Source organism: Neisseriaceae bacterium CLB008 (assembly GCA_041228285.1).
GTDB lineage: Bacteria > Pseudomonadota > Gammaproteobacteria > Burkholderiales > Neisseriaceae > JAGNPU01.
The window spans coordinates 1,209,224-1,225,133 of sequence record CP166133.1 but is presented as its reverse complement, the minus strand read 5'-3'; the positions used below and the strand labels follow the sequence as shown (position 1 = coordinate 1,225,133).

At 51.9% G+C, this 15,910-nt stretch carries 20 protein-coding genes; 13 read left to right on the top strand and 7 right to left on the bottom strand.

Annotation, left to right across the window (positions count from 1 at the left end):
• Positions 1-67: 67 nt before the first annotated feature.
• The 4 genes from panD to AB8Q18_05565 all read right to left on the bottom strand — a co-directional run bounded on the left by panD (position 68) and on the right by AB8Q18_05565 (position 3,037).
• Positions 68-451, bottom strand: a complete 384-nt coding sequence (panD, locus tag AB8Q18_05580) for an aspartate 1-decarboxylase (GenBank protein ID XDZ52527.1) — start codon at positions 449-451, stop codon at positions 68-70.
• A 45-nt stretch (positions 452-496) separates the two neighbouring features.
• Entirely contained in the window at positions 497-1,177 is a 681-nt protein-coding gene (locus AB8Q18_05575; GenBank protein XDZ52526.1) for an HAD family hydrolase, read from the bottom strand.
• Complete coding sequence (gene hda / locus AB8Q18_05570) at positions 1,174-1,857, bottom strand: DnaA regulatory inactivator Hda (protein ID XDZ52525.1); 684 nt, start codon at positions 1,855-1,857, stop codon at positions 1,174-1,176. Before hda ends, AB8Q18_05575 begins: the two co-directional genes overlap by 4 nt.
• Before the next feature lie 61 nt (positions 1,858-1,918).
• Positions 1,919-3,037, bottom strand: a complete 1,119-nt coding sequence (locus AB8Q18_05565; GenBank protein XDZ52524.1) for an AI-2E family transporter — start codon at positions 3,035-3,037, stop codon at positions 1,919-1,921.
• Between the two features lie 188 nt (positions 3,038-3,225).
• Between AB8Q18_05565 and purM the strand changes: the two genes are divergently transcribed.
• The 12 genes from purM to fdxA all read left to right on the top strand — a co-directional run bounded on the left by purM (position 3,226) and on the right by fdxA (position 12,262).
• The gene (gene purM, locus AB8Q18_05560) at positions 3,226-4,260 is read left to right on the top strand and encodes a phosphoribosylformylglycinamidine cyclo-ligase (GenBank protein ID XDZ52523.1); all 1,035 of its coding nucleotides are present in this window, start codon (positions 3,226-3,228) and stop codon (positions 4,258-4,260) included.
• Positions 4,261-4,373: 113 nt separating this feature from the next.
• Positions 4,374-5,015, top strand: coding sequence for a phosphoribosylglycinamide formyltransferase (gene purN, locus AB8Q18_05555; protein XDZ52522.1), 642 nt, complete (start codon positions 4,374-4,376; stop codon positions 5,013-5,015).
• Positions 5,016-5,024: 9 nt separating this feature from the next.
• A complete protein-coding gene (locus AB8Q18_05550; protein XDZ52521.1) occupies positions 5,025-6,269 on the top strand; it encodes a hypothetical protein in 1,245 nt (414 codons plus the stop codon).
• Between the two features lie 33 nt (positions 6,270-6,302).
• Positions 6,303-7,565, top strand: coding sequence for an RsmB/NOP family class I SAM-dependent RNA methyltransferase (locus tag AB8Q18_05545; protein XDZ52520.1), 1,263 nt, complete (start codon positions 6,303-6,305; stop codon positions 7,563-7,565).
• A 27-nt stretch (positions 7,566-7,592) separates the two neighbouring features.
• Positions 7,593-7,898, top strand: a complete 306-nt coding sequence (gene grxD, locus AB8Q18_05540; protein ID XDZ52519.1) for a Grx4 family monothiol glutaredoxin — start codon at positions 7,593-7,595, stop codon at positions 7,896-7,898.
• Positions 7,899-7,978: 80 nt separating this feature from the next.
• Positions 7,979-8,614 carry a uracil phosphoribosyltransferase gene (gene upp / locus AB8Q18_05535; protein XDZ52518.1) on the top strand — a complete coding sequence of 212 codons (636 nt, stop codon included), beginning with the start codon at positions 7,979-7,981 and terminating at the stop codon, positions 8,612-8,614.
• 66 nt (positions 8,615-8,680) lie between these two features.
• Positions 8,681-9,013, top strand: a complete 333-nt coding sequence (locus AB8Q18_05530; GenBank protein ID XDZ52517.1) for a DUF2322 family protein — start codon at positions 8,681-8,683, stop codon at positions 9,011-9,013.
• Between the two features lie 119 nt (positions 9,014-9,132).
• Positions 9,133-9,861, top strand: coding sequence for a YebC/PmpR family DNA-binding transcriptional regulator (locus AB8Q18_05525; protein XDZ52516.1), 729 nt, complete (start codon positions 9,133-9,135; stop codon positions 9,859-9,861).
• Between the two features lie 98 nt (positions 9,862-9,959).
• Complete coding sequence (locus AB8Q18_05520; protein XDZ52515.1) at positions 9,960-10,175, top strand: dioxygenase; 216 nt, start codon at positions 9,960-9,962, stop codon at positions 10,173-10,175.
• Positions 10,175-10,561, top strand: coding sequence for a VanZ family protein (locus AB8Q18_05515; GenBank protein ID XDZ52514.1), 387 nt, complete (start codon positions 10,175-10,177; stop codon positions 10,559-10,561). Before AB8Q18_05520 ends, AB8Q18_05515 begins: the two co-directional genes overlap by 1 nt.
• Positions 10,548-11,846: an aminopeptidase P N-terminal domain-containing protein gene (locus AB8Q18_05510; GenBank protein XDZ52513.1), complete on the top strand. Its 1,299-nt coding sequence runs from the start codon at positions 10,548-10,550 to the stop codon at positions 11,844-11,846. The genes AB8Q18_05515 and AB8Q18_05510 overlap by 14 nt, the downstream gene beginning before the upstream one ends.
• A gap of 92 nt (positions 11,847-11,938) precedes the next feature.
• Complete coding sequence (gene fdxA, locus AB8Q18_05505) at positions 11,939-12,262, top strand: ferredoxin FdxA (protein ID XDZ52512.1); 324 nt, start codon at positions 11,939-11,941, stop codon at positions 12,260-12,262.
• Positions 12,263-12,309: 47 nt separating this feature from the next.
• On the opposite strand, the gene AB8Q18_05500 is transcribed toward fdxA, so the two are convergent.
• The 3 genes from AB8Q18_05500 to AB8Q18_05490 all read right to left on the bottom strand — a co-directional run bounded on the left by AB8Q18_05500 (position 12,310) and on the right by AB8Q18_05490 (position 15,061).
• The gene (locus AB8Q18_05500; GenBank protein ID XDZ52511.1) at positions 12,310-12,999 is read right to left on the bottom strand and encodes a DsbA family protein; all 690 of its coding nucleotides are present in this window, start codon (positions 12,997-12,999) and stop codon (positions 12,310-12,312) included.
• Positions 13,000-13,139: 140 nt separating this feature from the next.
• The gene (locus AB8Q18_05495; GenBank protein ID XDZ52510.1) at positions 13,140-13,724 is read right to left on the bottom strand and encodes an adenine phosphoribosyltransferase; all 585 of its coding nucleotides are present in this window, start codon (positions 13,722-13,724) and stop codon (positions 13,140-13,142) included.
• Positions 13,725-13,738: 14 nt separating this feature from the next.
• Positions 13,739-15,061: an NCS2 family permease gene (locus AB8Q18_05490; GenBank protein ID XDZ52509.1), complete on the bottom strand. Its 1,323-nt coding sequence runs from the start codon at positions 15,059-15,061 to the stop codon at positions 13,739-13,741.
• Between the two features lie 160 nt (positions 15,062-15,221).
• On the opposite strand from AB8Q18_05490, the gene gmk reads away from it, so the two are divergent.
• Positions 15,222-15,830: a guanylate kinase gene (gene gmk / locus AB8Q18_05485; GenBank protein XDZ52508.1), complete on the top strand. Its 609-nt coding sequence runs from the start codon at positions 15,222-15,224 to the stop codon at positions 15,828-15,830.
• The last annotated feature ends 80 nt before the right edge of the window (positions 15,831-15,910 follow it).

Genomic DNA, 15,910 nt, shown 5'->3' with positions numbered 1-15,910 from the left:
ATTGATCCTCCAGCATATAAAAAAAGCTTGCCCTAAGGCAAGCTGATTGTGACACTTTAGACATTCCTTACAAAACCGTTTGCGGAATTTCTTCGTGAATGATCTCTTTAATTTTGTTGCCCTCACCCATCACCACCACGCGCGGCTTATGATTTTTCAGTTCTTCGTCTGAAAAAGTCGCGTACGCGATAATGATGATCACGTCACCTGGCTGCACCAAACGGGCGGCGGCGCCGTTTAAACACACCACGCCACTGCCACGCTGGCCCGCAATCGTATACGTTTCTAGGCGAGCACCATTATTGTTATTCACAATGGCCACTTTTTCGTTCACCAAAATACCCGCCGCATCTAACAAGTCTTGATCGACGGTGATGCTGCCGACGTAGTTTAAGTTGGCTTCTGTGACCACGGCACGGTGAATCTTGCCATTTAACAGGGTGCGATACATGATTCCTTCTTTCTTTATGTGTGATTGCCCAACAAGGCTTAAGGCCTAGCTTAGGTTAGCTGGGGCAAAATGAAGAATAGGCCAACCGCTGGCGGTGGCTTGTTCTGTTAAAACAGGGTCAGGATTGACGGCTACGGGGTGATTCACCAGGTTCAGTAACGGCAGGTCGTTTTGCGAGTCGCTGTAAAAATAAACCGTTTTAAAGTCCGCCAATGCCTGTTCGCGCTCGCCTAGCCACTCATGTAGGCGCGTGATCTTGCCTTCTTTAAAGCTGGGCGTGCCTACGTATTGGCCGGTGTAACGCCCGTCCGCCGTTTGCTCAAGCTCTACGGCCAACAGGTGTTGAATGCCAAATTCAGCCACAATCGGCGCCGTAATAAAGCGGTTCGTGGCCGTGATCACCAAGACCTCATCGCCGGCATCAAAATGCGACTGTACTAAGTCACGCGCACCTTGGGGGATGACGGGCATAATATAATCGGCCATGAATTCCCGATGCAATTCGGTCAACTCGGCGGGGCTAAACTGAGTCAAAGGCGCTAACTGAAACGCCAAGAACTCATCAATGTCCATGGTGCCCGCTTTATATTGCTCATAAAAATAATCGCTGCGCTTGTCGTAAAACGCCTGGTCGACCAAGCCCTTATTGACCAAAAAGCGCGGCCACTCAACGTCTGAGTCGGCTAAAATCAACGTGTGGTCTAAATCAAATATGGCTAAGTTCATGTCTCCGTATGCTCCTGATTTAATAGTTTTTTTAATAATGGCAAAGTAATCGGCTTATGCAAGGCCATCGAGTAATGGTCTAACGCCTCCACGATTTGCATCAGGCTGTCCATGTCTCGGCGCCAATGGGTGAGTAAATAGCGAAACAATTCATCGCCAATCACCAGCTGCCGCGCCTTGGCCATTTCACGTAAAGAATTAATTTTTTCCAGATCGGTTAGGGCTTTGACCTCATACACCAAGCAATAGCCCATGCGCGTGCGCAAATCTTCGCGAATGTTTAAGAACGCCGGCGCCACATCGCCACTGATCAGCAAATGGCCGCCGCTTAAATCGCGAAACTGATTAAAAATAGAAAACAGCGTCACCTGTTCGTGGCCGCTTAGAGCCTCAACCGCGTCCACCGCCAAAAAGCGATTTTCGCGCAGATGATCACCTAAGGGTTCTTTAGAGGCATCCACATAAGCCGCGGCCTCGCCCTGCTCTAGGGCTTGGGCCACCCATGCTTTCAGTAAGTGGCTCTTACCCACGCCAGTGGCGCCCCAAACGTAAATAAAACGTTCTTGTTGATGTTGTAAAATATGAATCAGCTCACGGTTAGAGTCGCCCAAAAAATCATTGAAATCTGGATATTTTGGGGTGGTGGTCTGACTGTCAAATTCTAATATTAACTGGCTCACAGCGTCTCTACATCACTTCATCTATTGGTTTAAGGGCATTTTACCCTGCTTTGACGTTTGCTTAAATGGTTTTGTCGTCTTCTCTGGGCAAGGCTGAAGATAAAGGCTGCTGCTTACGCTGGTAAAAGCGGCTTTTTTCATAGCGCTCTAAGCCTTCACGCGCCAACACCACGGTAATCGCCGCCATAGGCAGCGCCAGCAACATGCCGACAAAGCCCATCAGCTCCCCAAACGCCATTAAGGCAAAAATCACCGCCAGCGGCGACAAACCAATGCGGTCCCCAACCAAATACGGCGTCACCAAGAAGCTTTCGATGGTCTGGCCGATGGCAAACACCGCCCACACCAGCAAAATGCTGGTAAAGGCGTCAAACTGTAATACCGCCGCCATGGTCGCCAACAGCAGGCCAAGAAAAGCGCCAACGTAGGGCACGAACACCAACATCCCCGCTACCATGCCAATCGCAAAGCCAGACTCCAGCCCCGTCAACCATAGGCCAATGCCGTAAATCAAGCCCATGATGAGCATGACCAGCAGCTGGCCGCTGATGAATTCGCGCAACACCACGTGTAGGTTATGCGTAATGCGCTTGACGTCGCCAATGAAACGCCGCGGAATCAGCTTGCCCAAACGCGCCAGCAAATTAGGCCAGTCTAACAATAGGTAATACAGCACAAACGGCATCAAAAACAAATTGGTCATCAAGCCCACGACGTTGCTGCCGCCGGCAATGATTTGCGACGCATAATTGTTTAAAAAATTACGAATCTGGGCGCTGTTGTCTTCCAGCAGGCTCAGCATGGCCTTACTGTCCAACTCCAGCTGGGTGCCGAACTGGCTGTTGATTTTAGGCAGCACACGGTCTTGCATAAAATGCACCATGCCTGGTAAACGTTGAAATAAAGCATCAAACTGGTGCACCAACATCGGCACCACAATGGCCACAAATAAAGCCACCACAATCACCGCCATCAAGAGCACCAGCAGCACCGCCGGCGTTCGTTTGATGCGTCGTTTGGTCAACTTGGTCACAAAAGGGCTTAAAATATAGGCAAAGATGGCGCCCACCACAAACGGCGTCAAAATACCTTTTATCTTAGTTATCAACAAGATAAATACAAAAAGAACCAGACCAAACACAACCCATGGCATTAAAGCTTGATTTCTTCTGCGATACATAGTGACTTTCAGGTAAAATAGAGCTTCATTCTAGCAAAGATAGATTTAAAATGGCTGAATTTCACCACCCGCTTCCTGATTTAGCCGGTGAACCAACCGCTTTAACTCATGCTATTTTGCCTGCATGATCTAGTAACAGCCGCTTTTCTAAGTAAACACTCACTAAAGTTAAAGGAAATAAACGCATCATGTCTGAATCGTTAAGCTATCGCGACGCTGGGGTTGATATCGACGCCGGAGATCAACTGGTTGAAAACATCAAACCTTTCGCCAAAAAAACCATGCGTCCAGAAGTACTCGGCGACCTAGGCGGCTTTGGTGCCTTGGTAGAAATCAGTAAGAAATACCAAGAGCCCGTATTGGTTTCAGGAACCGATGGCGTGGGCACTAAATTAAAACTGGCCTTCGACTGGGACAAGCACGACACCGTCGGCATTGACCTTGTGGCCATGAGCGTAAACGACATCTTGGTTCAAGGTGCCGAACCTTTATTTTTCTTAGATTACTTTGCCTGCGGTAAATTAGACGTGGCACGCGCCACCGACGTCATCAAAGGCATTGCCCAAGGCTGTGAAGAATCAGGCTGCGCCTTAATCGGCGGCGAAACGGCTGAAATGCCAGGCATGTACCCTGAAGGCGAATACGACCTAGCAGGCTTTGCCGTCGGCGTGGTGGAAAAATCAAAAGTCATCAACGGTCGCAGCATCGGCGCTGGTGACGTGGTGCTGGGCCTAGCCTCTAACGGCGCCCACTCTAACGGCTACTCTTTAGTGCGTAAAATCATCGACCGCGCCGCGCCTGATCTAGACGCGCCCTTCGATGGCGACAAAACGCTGCGCCAAACCGTGATCGCCCCTACTCGCCTCTACGTCAAGCCCATTTTGGCAGCACTTAAAGAAGTCACCATCAAAGGCATGGCCCACATCACCGGCGGCGGCATCACCGAGAACGTACCGCGCGTCTTGCCGGCCAACACCGTTGCTCAGCTAGATGCAGCATCTTGGACCTTCCCTAAGCTATTCCAATGGCTACAGCAAGAAGGCCAAGTGGCCACTGACGAAATGCACCGCACCTTTAACTGTGGCGTCGGCATGGTCGTGATCGTAGCGGCAACAGATGCTGCGCGCGCTACTGAAATCTTAAGCGCTGCGGGCGAAACCGTTTACCAACTGGGCCACATCCGTGAGCGTCAGGGCGATGAGCACCAAACCCAAATCGCCTAAGTTGATTTAGGATAAAAGCTTAGGGTATCCTTACCTTAAGCTTTTTTTTAGCTTTGCTTTTGTGTCACCGTCGTACTGTCAGCGAGCGCAGCATGCTCGCCCCAAGGAGAAACATGAATAAGAAAATCGTCATCCTCATCTCTGGTCGTGGCAGCAATATGCAAGCCATTGTTGAGGCCAACATCCCCAACGCCGAAATTTGCGCCATTGTCAGCAACGACGCGCAAGCCGAAGGCATCGCCTGGGCAAAGGCCCGCGGCATCGCCACGCATGGCCTTGACCATAAAGAATTCCCTTCGCGAGAAGCTTTCGACCAAGCCTTAATTAAAGTCATCGACTTCTATCGCCCAGACCTTGTCGTTCTAGCCGGCTTCATGCGCATTTTAACCACGCCATTTTGCCTGCGCTACGAAGGCCGCATGATCAACATTCATCCGTCGCTATTGCCGTCGTTCCCAGGCCTACACACCCACCAAAAGGCCCTCGACCTTGGCTGTAAAGTGGCCGGTGCCACCGTGCACTTTGTCACTCCCCAGCTAGACCACGGCCCGATTATTGCTCAGGGCGTGGTGCCGGTATTGAATGGCGACAGCGCCGACGACTTAGCTCAACGCATCTTGGCCGTTGAACACCAGATTTTCCCTAAAGCCGTGGCCGCTTTTGTCGCAGGCACCATTCGCCTGGATGAACGCAAGCAGTGCGTCCTCAACGACGACGCAGGCGCCGACGCCACGGCGCAACTGATTAGCTTCTAAAAGCCCATCATGCGCCCGCAGCCACTACAGCCCAAAAAAAGTAAGTTTATCTACACTGCCTTACTGTGTTCCTTACTGCTTCATCTAGGCTTAGTGGCCGCGCCCATGCTGCGCCCGCCGGCGCCCGAGCCAGAAGCACTGCAACCCGTGCGCATCACCCTCAACGAATACCAACTGGCGCCCACGCCAAAGCCAGTCGAGCCCAAACCACCTGTCAGCGCCCCACCGGTTCAGACCAAACCCGCCGTCATCAGCAACAAAGCTAAAGCCCCTATTCAGACCAAGCCTGCCGAAGCCACAACTGAAACGCCTGACGTCAACACAGACCCATCCGCTCAGACTGACGACGCGGCCACGGCCGAGCCAGACCAAAACAGCCATGACGACGCCAGCGCCCAATCGTCAGCGAGCAACGACGCGGCCGGCACCGAGCAAACAACGCCAGAGCCTGACGACACGGCAACCGCAGAAGCAGACGCTGCCGCCGAAGCTCAAGCCTTAGCAGAGGCTGAAGCCGCGGCCCAAAAAGCCAAAAAAACCAGCTCCGGGCCCAAACTGTCGGAACAAGACATCGCCAATAATGGCAATGTGATTCAGCCTAAGGCCGGCACTCAACCCAGCTTTCCCAGCAATGCTCAGCTGCGCTATGAAGGCCCAGCTGGCGTGACTGGCTATATGTCCTTCCAACGCGGCGGTGGACGCTACAGTCTCACTACCACGTTTAACATACCCTTTTACAAAATGTCTTTCGAATCCACCGGTCTTGTTGAAGGTAAATACTTTAAACCATTGCGCTACACCGACAAGCGCAAAGGCAAAATTTACGCTCAGGCTATTTTTGATTACGACCAGCAGCAAATTCACTATGGTAAAGGCGCTGAGCCTGATCAAGTGGAACCGCTCACCCATCATGCCCAAGATTTCTTCACCCTAGCATGGCAAATGGCGCTTAATGGCGGTAAGCTGAGCGAGCCCATGCAGGTCACCAACGGTAAAAAAGTGTATCTACACAGCGACTTTAGCCCCAAAGGAGATCGCCAATACGACTCCAATGAGGGTAAAATCAACGTCCAAGTGTTTCGCATTAACCGCGGTGAAGACGGCATAGAATTTGCTTTTGCCCCCGATTTTGCTAATATCCCCGCACAGATCATTCTGACCGACGGTGGAAAAACCCATCAGCTTCGGCTGATTGGCATCACCCTAGATGGGGTGGATTATTGGCAGGCCATACGCCGCACCCGCGACAAGTAGTCGTTACCCGTATTATTTAACAGAAAAGAAACCATGACACCCAGTCAGTTACGCCACACCCAAAATGTCATTGAAGAACTCATCAGCTTTAAACGTCCTGCTGATGCAGTTCTCTCGTTGTACTTTAAAAACCACAATAAGCTTGGTCGCCAAGACCGCCATGAAATTGCCGAAACCGCTTTTGCGGCATTACGCCACTATGAAAAAATCGCCGACTTTTTAGGCGACGACGCCAAAAATCCGCATTGGGTTGCCTTGGCGGCTTTAATCATTGGTCGCGGCCTGAGCATCAATGTTTTAGGTGACTGCATCACCGATGAAGAAAAGCCACGCCTATCCGCGCTAAAGGCACATAAAGCAGCCTTCGCCGCCCAACTCAACACCGCCGCCGAGCTACCGACTTGGCTGGTTGAGCGCCTGTCTGAACACCTAAGTGACGACGACATCAAAAACATCGGCAAGTCGCTCAGCGCACCTGCGCCGCTTGACCTACGCGTCAACACCCTCAAAGGCAAACGCGACAAGGTTTTGAAACAGCTGCAAGATGAAGGCCTAGATGCCGTTGCCACGCCTTACTCACCATGGGGCATTCGCCTCCAGCAAAAAATTGTCCTCACTCGCCACCCCTTATTTCGCGAGGGCGTTTTAGAAGTTCAGGACGAAGGCAGCCAACTATTGGCTTTGCTGACGGGCTGTAAACGCGGTGACATGGCCGTCGACTTTTGTGCCGGCGCCGGTGGTAAAACGCTGGCCATGGGCGCCATGATGGCCAACACTGGCCGCGTCTACGCTTTTGACATTGCCGAGAAACGCTTGGCCAATATGAAGCCACGCTTAGCGCGTTCGGGCTTGTCTAACGTGCACCCAGAATTATTGGCCCACGAAAACGACAGCAAGATTCGCCGCCTGATGAATAAAGTCGACACCGTTTTGGTCGACGCCCCTTGCTCAGGCCTTGGCACCTTGCGCCGCAACCCCGATTTAAAATACCGCCAAAGCCCAGCCAGCGTGGCCCAGCTCTTAGAGCAACAAGCGTCTATTCTAGAAAGCGCCGCACGCCTCTTGAAACTAAACGGCCGCCTGGTGTACGCCACCTGTAGTATTTTGCCGGAAGAAAACCAACAGCAAGTAGCACGATTCCTAGCCAATCACCCCAATTTTGAATTATTAGATTGCGCTGAGCTACTGAAGGGGCTTAAAATTCCACTAAATACTGGAACTTCGTTAAGCTTAAACCCATATGCCCACCAAACTGACGGCTTTTTTGCCGCAGTCTTACAAAAAAAATCGCATTAAATTAACCCATATAAGGAAAGAATCAACATGAGCGCACAAGCTTCTATCCAACAAATCGTCACCGATCATAAAGTAGTGTTATTCATGAAAGGCACCAAACAGTTTCCACAATGTGGCTTCTCTTCTCGTGCCGTCCAAATCCTACAGGCTGCTGGCTGCAATGACTTCGCCACCGTGAATGTATTGGAAAATAACGAAATCCGTGAAGGCATCAAAGTCTTCTCAAACTGGCCAACCATTCCACAACTGTATGTAAACGGTGAATTCCTTGGCGGCTCTGACATCATGTTGGAAATGTTTGAAGCGGGCGAACTACAAGCTGCCCTAGCTTAACCCCCTTTCTCCCAGCGCCGCGACCTTGGCTCAAGCCTGCGCGGCACTGTTGTATCTACTGCGACTAAAGAAGCAAACACATGAAAATTACCGTTGTTAATCACCCTCTTATCCAACACAAACTGACCTTGATGCGTGAGCAAGACTGCAGCACCTACAAGTTCAGAACCCTAACCAAAGAGCTGGCGCGCCTAATGGCCTACGAAGCCTCTCGCGACTTCCCGACCGAAACGTTCGAAATGGAAGGCTGGTGCGGCCCAATCGAAGGCATCCGCATCAAGGGTAAAACCGTGTCGTTGGTGCCGATTCTACGCGCCGGCTTGGGCATGTTGGACGGTGTTTTAGACATGATTCCTACCGCCAAAGTCAGCGTCATGGGCCTGTCTCGCAATGAAGAAACCTTGCAGCCAGAACCGTACTTCGATAAGTTTGTAGACAATCTATCGGAACGCACCGCATTAATCCTGGATCCCATGCTGGCCACCGGCGGCTCTATTGTGGCCACCATTGACATCTTGAAGCGTAAAGGCTGCAAAGACATCAAAGCCTTGGTTTTAGTAGCCGCACCTGAAGGCGTTAAAGTGGTCAACGAAGCGCATCCAGACGTGACCATTTATACCGCCGCGCTAGACAGCCACCTAGATGAAGACAGCTACATCATCCCAGGCCTAGGCGATGCAGGCGACAAGATTTTTGGCACCAAACAACACCACTAAGCCTAACGCTTAAGCGTGTGACCTCATCCACCCCCTCGGCTAGGCCGAGGGGGTTAAGGCATGGACATGACCACATTTAAACAACACTTAGCCACCCTACCCAGCATCGACCATCTGTCGGGCTTAGACGTGGTCAACCTCTTGGGCCTCACCGTCCATCACATTCCGAACGCCCCGAATACTCAAGGCTCGCTAAAGATCTATCACGCCCTGTCGCTCGGCGGTAAAGAGCTAGATGAAGACGCCGTGGCCATGGGCCTCATCTTATTTGGTGAACACGTAGAAGCCGCGCAAAAACACCCTGGCAGCCATCCCAACATCGATTTTTTATTGGCGCAAAAAAACCATAATTTAGAATACCGATTAAAGCCAATTACGGCGGCCACGCCAGAAAAATAAAGGCGCGCCGCACAACGCCCTTTTATCCGCTTTCTTGAATATGCTAGAATAGCACTGTTTATTTGTTTGTTTGTCTGACTCATGGTGGGTTAGACAGGTTGCATTAAGGAAATCAATACATGGCAGGTCACAGTAAGTGGGCGAATATCCGCCACAAAAAAGAACGTCAAGACGCCAAACGTGGCAAAATTTTCACTCGCGTGATCAAAGAGATCACCGTAGCGGCCAAAATGGGCGGCGGTGACCCTGGATCCAACCCACGCCTACGCCTTGCCATGGATAAAGCCCTTGATGCCAACATGCCTAAAGACAACATCCAGCGCGCCATCGACCGCGGCACGGGCAGCCTAGAAGGCGTTGAATACGTAGAGTTGCGCTATGAAGGCTACGGCATTGGCGGCGCAGCCGTCATGGTTGACTGCTTAACCGACAACAAAACCCGTACCGTTGCCGACGTACGTCATGCGTTTACCAAAAATGGCGGCAACCTGGGCACCGATGGCTCAGTAGCGTTTCAGTTTGCGCACCAAGGCTATTTATTATTTGGCCCAGAAACCGATGAAGAAGCACTGATGGATGCGGCGCTCGAAGCCGGCGCCGAAGACGTGATCATCAACGACGACGGCTCGATCGAAGTCATCACCCAGCCAAACGATCACAGCCAAGTAAAACAAACCCTAGAGGCAGCAGGCTTTAAGGCCGAAGACGGCGAAGTCACCATGCGCCCACAGAACGAGATTGAACTGTCTGGGGACGACGCCCAGAAAATGCAAAAGCTGATTGATGCTTTAGAAGACCTAGACGACGTCCAAGAAGTGTATACTTCTGCCGTCCTCGATCTGGACTAAACATTTAACTGTTTTTTGTATCATTATTTAAAGAAGGCGACCCACAAGCGTGGTCGCCTTTCTCCTTGTTTAGACCGACCTAACTTAGAAAGAACGGCATGTCAGATAATCACTTTTTAGACGTAATGTACAACGAAAACGCCGCTGCGGTGCAGTTTGCCATCGACTTTTTGCTGTACGAAGCCGCCATCGACGAGGCCCCTAGCCCTGAAGAAGTGGCCCAGTGGCGCGACATTTTAATGAAACGCGGCGGCAAATTCGAACGTTACGCCCACCTATGCCAAAAATGGTTAGAAGAAGAAGCCGGTCAGTAATGCCTAAAAATAAAATGATGGTGGTGGCGCTGTTGTGGTTTGTCGGCAGCCTGTATTTTTTATTCCGTCCAGCCGACCCCGATGAAGTCGCCCCATTTATGCACTTTGACAAATTTGCCCATTTCTCCCTCTTTTTTGGGCAGTTTTGGCTATTGTGCAAAGCCTACACCCTAGAGCTTAAGGTTATTCCCCTTAAGCCGCTGCTGCTCGGCGCAGCGGTCTGGGCCGTCAGCAGCGAAATGCTACAAATGCTGTTGACCACCACCCGCAATGCCGACGCTTGGGATGCGCTGGCCGACGTCATGGGTGCCGCTTTGGCACTGGTGATTGGCCTGTATGTCAACCAACTGAAAAGAGAAATCGGGAGGGCTTATGATGAGTCATGATGTTTACTTCAAACGCCGCCAACGGGTATTACAAGCTATGGCAGAAGGCATTGCCATTGTTCACGCTGCGCCAGAACAGCGCCGCAGCAACGACACTTTTTACCCCTACCGACAGGACAGCTATTTTTATTACTTAACCGGGTTTAACGAACCGGGCGCCAGCTTGATTCTGAATGCCCTAGACCAAACTGCCCTCTTATTTTGCCGCGACAAGCATCCCGAGCAAGAAATCTGGGAAGGCTTTCGCTACGGCCCTGAAGCCGCAGCAGACGCCTTTGGCTTTGAATATGCTTACAGCAGCGATGACTTTGACAGCGTGGCCCATGCCTGCATCAGCAATAGCCCAACGCTGTACGCACTTTGGGGCCTCTACCCGGAGCAAGACCGAGTCTTAATGAATCTTTGGCAAAGCGTCAAAGAACAGGCTTGGCACAACGTACGAGCGCCCAAAGCACTGATGGACCTCGGTGTCATCCTCGACAATATGCGCCTCATCAAAGATACACATGAGCTCACCCAACTCAAACAGGCCGCCAAGATCAGCGCACTGGGCCATTTAGCCGCCATGCGCGCCGCCAAGCCGGGGCTATACGAATATCAGCTAGAAGCTGAGCTTCTACACACCTTCGTCCAGCACGGTGCCCGCTCACCGGCTTACGAAAGCATCGTGGCCTCAGGTAAAAACGCCTGCGTGCTGCATTACGTCAACAATAACGCCCAGCTTCAGGATGGCGAACTGGTGATGATCGACGCCGGCGCCGAGTTTGGCAGCTACGCCGGTGACATCAGCCGCACCTTCCCTGTCAACGGTCGTTTTAATGACGCTCAGCGCGACGTGTATGAAATTGTTTTAGCCGCCCAGCTGGCCGCCATCAAAAGCATTAAGGCCAAAGTCAGCTGGCAAACGGTGAGCGATGCCGCCCTGAATATTCTGGTGCAAGGCCTGATCGACTTAAAGCTATTGCAAGGCTCGGTAGCAAGCAATATCGAACAGCAAACCTATCGCCGCTTCTATATGCATGGCCTCGGCCACTGGGTGGGCCTAGACGTTCATGACGTCGGCGGGCGCCACCGCGGCGGCAAACCCATCTTGCTTAAAGAAGGCATGTGTACCACGGTTGAGCCCGGCCTATACATTCCGGGCGACGCTGACATTCCTGAAGCCTTCCGTAATATGGGCATTCGCATCGAAGACAACGTTTTGGTCACCGATTCAGGCTGTGTGGTATACACCGCCGACGTGCCCAAGAACATCAGCGACATCGAAGACGTCATGCATGGCTAGATTTGATGAAATGCACCGCCCCTCTGCCTAACCGCACGAGGGGCTTTTTTATGGTACATTTTAACCAAGATTATTTCATGAAGGAGTCCCGTATGGCTTTCGTGGTCACCGACAACTGCATCCAGTGTAAATACACCGACTGCGTAGACGTCTGCCCCGTCGACTGTTTTTACGAAGGGCCTAACTTCTTGGTCATCAACCCAGATGAGTGCATCGACTGCGCCATGTGTGAACCAGAATGCCCAGCCAAGGCGATTTTTGACGAGCAAGATTTGCCTGAAACCTTACACCATTTTCTGGCCTTGAACGCCGAGCTGGCCGAAACCTGGCCCAATATCGACCAAAGTAAAGCGCCTTTGCCCGATGCGGCCGAATGGGATGGCGTACCCAATAAGCTGCCCAAACTGATTCGTTAAGCCAAGCGCGCATCTAAGCCATCGGTGGGTGGCGGCGCGACACCACCCTACACCGCACAGCTGCCGCCGCTATCCGTTCCGGGCTTAGCCTTACCTTGATCCTCTTGCATCACCTGAACCAAAGCCTCGGCAAAATAATCGGCCGACTGCGCGCCGCTGATGGCGTAGCGATTATCCAACACCACAAACGGCACGCTGCTGATCTGTAAGCGCTGCGCCAACGCCTCATCATCACGCACGGCGGTGGCGTAAGCCTCTGTGGCCAAAACCTCGGCTACTTTGGCACCATCTATGCCCACGGCCTCGGCCAAGGTTTGCAACACCGCCGTATCGCCGATGTGCTGACCATTCACGAAATGGGCCTCAAACAGCGCCCGCTGCATGGCCTCACCCAGCCCCTCAGCCGCAGCCAAATGTGCCAGCTGATGGGCGGCAAAAGTATTGGTCATGATCACCCGATCATAATCCATATGTAGCCCAACTGATTCGGCCATACTGGTGGCCTGGCGCGCCATCGCATGGGCACGCTCGATCGACACATTGTATTTTTGTGACAGCTGCTCGTATTTGCTTTGCGGATTATTAACCAAGGCATCTGGCGCCAGCTCAAAGCTGCGGTGAATCACCTGAATGCTCGCCCGCTGAACGTCGTTTAACTTGGCCAATCCCTGCGCCAGATTGTGCTGGCCAATATAGCAATAAGGACAGGCAAAATCAGACCATATTTGTACTTGCATCACGCACTCCTTTTCTCAATGACGGCCTGGCTGTGTTCACCCCAACCAAACCCAATAGACTTAGCCTACCATTATGCGCGCACAGGCACAAAAAAACCGCGCCCTGATCAAACAGCGCGCGGTTTTAGATGATTCAGCGTCTAAGCCTTAAGTTCTGGCATCACGCCCTCTACCTGGCAGATGGTAAAGAGCGGCAGGCCGGCTTGGCGAATGCGCTTAGCGCCTTCCAGATCATTAAACTCAATAATAGCGGCTGCTTCAACCACTTCAGCATTCAAGCGTTGTAACAGCTTAAAGCCCGCCTGCATGGTACCGCCGGTAGCGATTAAGTCGTCCACCAACAGCACCCGATCGCCCGCCTTAACCGCATCGACGTGCATCTCTACCGTGGCGTTACCGTATTCCAACTCATAGGTTTCTTCAACGGTGGTAAACGGCAGCTTGCCTTTTTTACGAATCGGCACAAACCCCACATTCAATTGGTAGGCAATCGCCGCGCCCAAAATGAACCCGCGAGCATCCAAACCCGCCACCACGTCGATTTTTTGGTCCATATAGCGATGCACAAACAGGTCAACCAAGATGCGAAAGGTTTTAGGGTCTTGTAAAATCGGCGTGATGTCGTAAAACAAAATGCCTGGGCTCGGCCAGTTAGGTACTTTGCGAATCGCCGCCTCAATAAAGTCAGCGTAGTTTAAATGGCTCATGTCCTGTAATTCTGTCATTTCTTTCATCCTGTTTATGCCCCCAAGAACACAAATTTAGCCGCCCACATCAATGCCACTACCCACACCATCAGCTTAACTTCGCGCGCCCGGCCGGTAAATAGCTTAATCAATGTATACGACAAGAAACCAAAGGCCACGCCATCGGCAATCGAATAAGTAAACGGCATCGCCACAATGGTCACAAACGCCGGCGCCGCCTCAGTCATGTCTTCCCAATCAATGTCGACCACGCCTCTGACCATTAAAATAGCCACATACAGCAAGGCTGGTGCCGTTGCAAACTCAGGCACGCTGGCCGCCAACGGCGAGAACCACAGGCTCGCCATAAATAAAAGCGCAATCACCACCGTGGTCAAACCGGTACGGCCGCCCACGGCAGTGCCAGAAACCGATTCCATATAGGCCACCGTCGGCGTGGTGCCTAAAGCCGCACCAGCGACAATCGCAGCAGAGTCTGCCGACAGTGCTTTATTAATACGCGGCAGCTTATTGTCTTTCATCAGGCCAGCACGCTGCGCCACCGCCACCAAGGTGCCAGTACTGTCAAACAGGCTCACCACGAACAGTACAAAAATCACACCCAGCATAGAGAACGAGAAGGCATCCGCCAAGTTCATTTTCATCAGCGTGGGTTCAAGCGACGGCACGCTCGACACAATGCCTTTAAACTCGGTTAAGCCCATACCGATAGAGATCGCCGTCACCACCAAAATACTGATGATGATCGCCCCGCGCACGCGCCAAAAATCCAGCACAATGATCAGCAAAAAGCCCAACATCGCCAGCATCACGCCCGGCGACTGAATGTCACCCAGCTTAACTAAGGTATCAGGGTTACCGATTACCAAGCCGGCATTTTTTAACGCCACCAGTGCCAAAAACAGGCCGATACCGGCCGCAATCGCGTGCTTGAGCGATTCGGGAATCGCATCCACAATCGCCGCCCGAACCTTTAAAAAATGCACTGCCACAAACAATAAGCCGGTAATAAAAACAGCGCCCATCGCCACTTCCCACGGCACCCCCATGCCTTTCACAATCGCATAGGTAAAGAAAGCATTCACGCCCATGCCCGGCGCCAACGCCACCGGGTAATTAGCCACTAGGCCCATCACCAAACAGCCTAAGGCCGCCGACAAACAGGTCGCCACAAACACAGCGCCGTAGTCCATGCCGGCATTAGACAAAATGGTCGGGTTGACGATCACGATGTAACACATGGTTAAAAAAGTGGTCAAACCGGCCAATACTTCCGTGCGCACAGACGTGCCGTGCTCGGCCAGTTTAAAATATCGCGCTAATAAGCCCTCGGGCTTAGAATCAGGTGCTTGCATGAATTCATCTCATCTTTAAAGAAGTCGAAGACGCCCACTCTCCTTAAACACAACAACGGGCACAAAACCGTATATTATAGCCCCATTACCCCTGTAGATGAACGCTTTTTTCAAGCGCCCGCCTATGGCATAATGTCTGCCTCACGCATAAAGGATCATCATGACACCCCCCAAAGGCACCATTTTTGTCGTGGCTGCGGCTTCTGGCACAGGCAAAACCACCCTAGTTGGCCGTTTACTGCAACAAGACCACAAAATCAAACTGTCGGTTTCACACACCACTCGCCAGCCGCGCACCGGCGAAGTACACGGCACCCACTATTTTTTCGTTGAAAAAAACGATTTCGAAGCCCAAATCAAAGATAATGCCTTCTTAGAATACGCCCAAGTGTATGACAATTACTACGGCACCAGCTTTGCTTGGATCAACCAAACCTTGGCCGCTGGCCACGATGTTTTATTGGAAATTGACGTTCAGGGCGCCGAACAAGTGCGCGCCCTACTACCCGACGCCATCGGCATTTTCATCCTCCCACCGTCTATCGATGTTTTGGCGCAACGCCTGACAGGACGAGGCACAGACGCTGCTGATGTGATCGAAAAACGCATGAACAATGCCCGCCACGAAATCGCCCAAGCCGAGCATTTCGACTACATTGTCATCAACAATGATTTAGACGAAGCCACTGCTGATCTGATCAGCATCGTACGCGCCCAACGCCTGACGCAAAAAAAACAGCACGATTTTTACCTAGATTTATTGAAATAGGCTTAAAATATCCAAGACGCCACTCTAAAGTCTCGCTTGCAATTCGGCACAGCTGAGCTAACATAGAGACCTATTAACTG

Excerpts from the sequence above, each read along its gene's own strand:
- AB8Q18_05510 (XDZ52513.1), top strand. The coding sequence starts at position 10,548 with ATGATGAGTCATGATGTTTACTTCAAACGCCGCCAACGGGTATTACAA.
- grxD (XDZ52519.1), top strand. The coding sequence starts at position 7,593 with ATGAGCGCACAAGCTTCTATCCAACAAATCGTCACCGATCATAAAGTA.
- purN (XDZ52522.1), top strand. The coding sequence starts at position 4,374 with ATGAATAAGAAAATCGTCATCCTCATCTCTGGTCGTGGCAGCAATATG.
- AB8Q18_05520 (XDZ52515.1), top strand. The coding sequence starts at position 9,960 with ATGTCAGATAATCACTTTTTAGACGTAATGTACAACGAAAACGCCGCT.
- AB8Q18_05525 (XDZ52516.1), top strand. The coding sequence starts at position 9,133 with ATGGCAGGTCACAGTAAGTGGGCGAATATCCGCCACAAAAAAGAACGT.
- fdxA (XDZ52512.1), top strand. The coding sequence starts at position 11,939 with ATGGCTTTCGTGGTCACCGACAACTGCATCCAGTGTAAATACACCGAC.
- gmk (XDZ52508.1), top strand. The coding sequence starts at position 15,222 with ATGACACCCCCCAAAGGCACCATTTTTGTCGTGGCTGCGGCTTCTGGC.
- AB8Q18_05500 (XDZ52511.1), bottom strand. The coding sequence starts at position 12,999 with ATGCAAGTACAAATATGGTCTGATTTTGCCTGTCCTTATTGCTATATT.
- AB8Q18_05515 (XDZ52514.1), top strand. The coding sequence starts at position 10,175 with ATGCCTAAAAATAAAATGATGGTGGTGGCGCTGTTGTGGTTTGTCGGC.
- AB8Q18_05550 (XDZ52521.1), top strand. The coding sequence starts at position 5,025 with ATGCGCCCGCAGCCACTACAGCCCAAAAAAAGTAAGTTTATCTACACT.
- AB8Q18_05495 (XDZ52510.1), bottom strand. The coding sequence starts at position 13,724 with ATGACAGAATTACAGGACATGAGCCATTTAAACTACGCTGACTTTATT.
- panD (XDZ52527.1), bottom strand. The coding sequence starts at position 451 with ATGTATCGCACCCTGTTAAATGGCAAGATTCACCGTGCCGTGGTCACA.
- AB8Q18_05565 (XDZ52524.1), bottom strand. The coding sequence starts at position 3,037 with ATGTATCGCAGAAGAAATCAAGCTTTAATGCCATGGGTTGTGTTTGGT.
- AB8Q18_05530 (XDZ52517.1), top strand. The coding sequence starts at position 8,681 with ATGACCACATTTAAACAACACTTAGCCACCCTACCCAGCATCGACCAT.
- AB8Q18_05490 (XDZ52509.1), bottom strand. The coding sequence starts at position 15,061 with ATGCAAGCACCTGATTCTAAGCCCGAGGGCTTATTAGCGCGATATTTT.
- AB8Q18_05575 (XDZ52526.1), bottom strand. The coding sequence starts at position 1,177 with ATGAACTTAGCCATATTTGATTTAGACCACACGTTGATTTTAGCCGAC.
- upp (XDZ52518.1), top strand. The coding sequence starts at position 7,979 with ATGAAAATTACCGTTGTTAATCACCCTCTTATCCAACACAAACTGACC.
- AB8Q18_05545 (XDZ52520.1), top strand. The coding sequence starts at position 6,303 with ATGACACCCAGTCAGTTACGCCACACCCAAAATGTCATTGAAGAACTC.
- purM (XDZ52523.1), top strand. The coding sequence starts at position 3,226 with ATGTCTGAATCGTTAAGCTATCGCGACGCTGGGGTTGATATCGACGCC.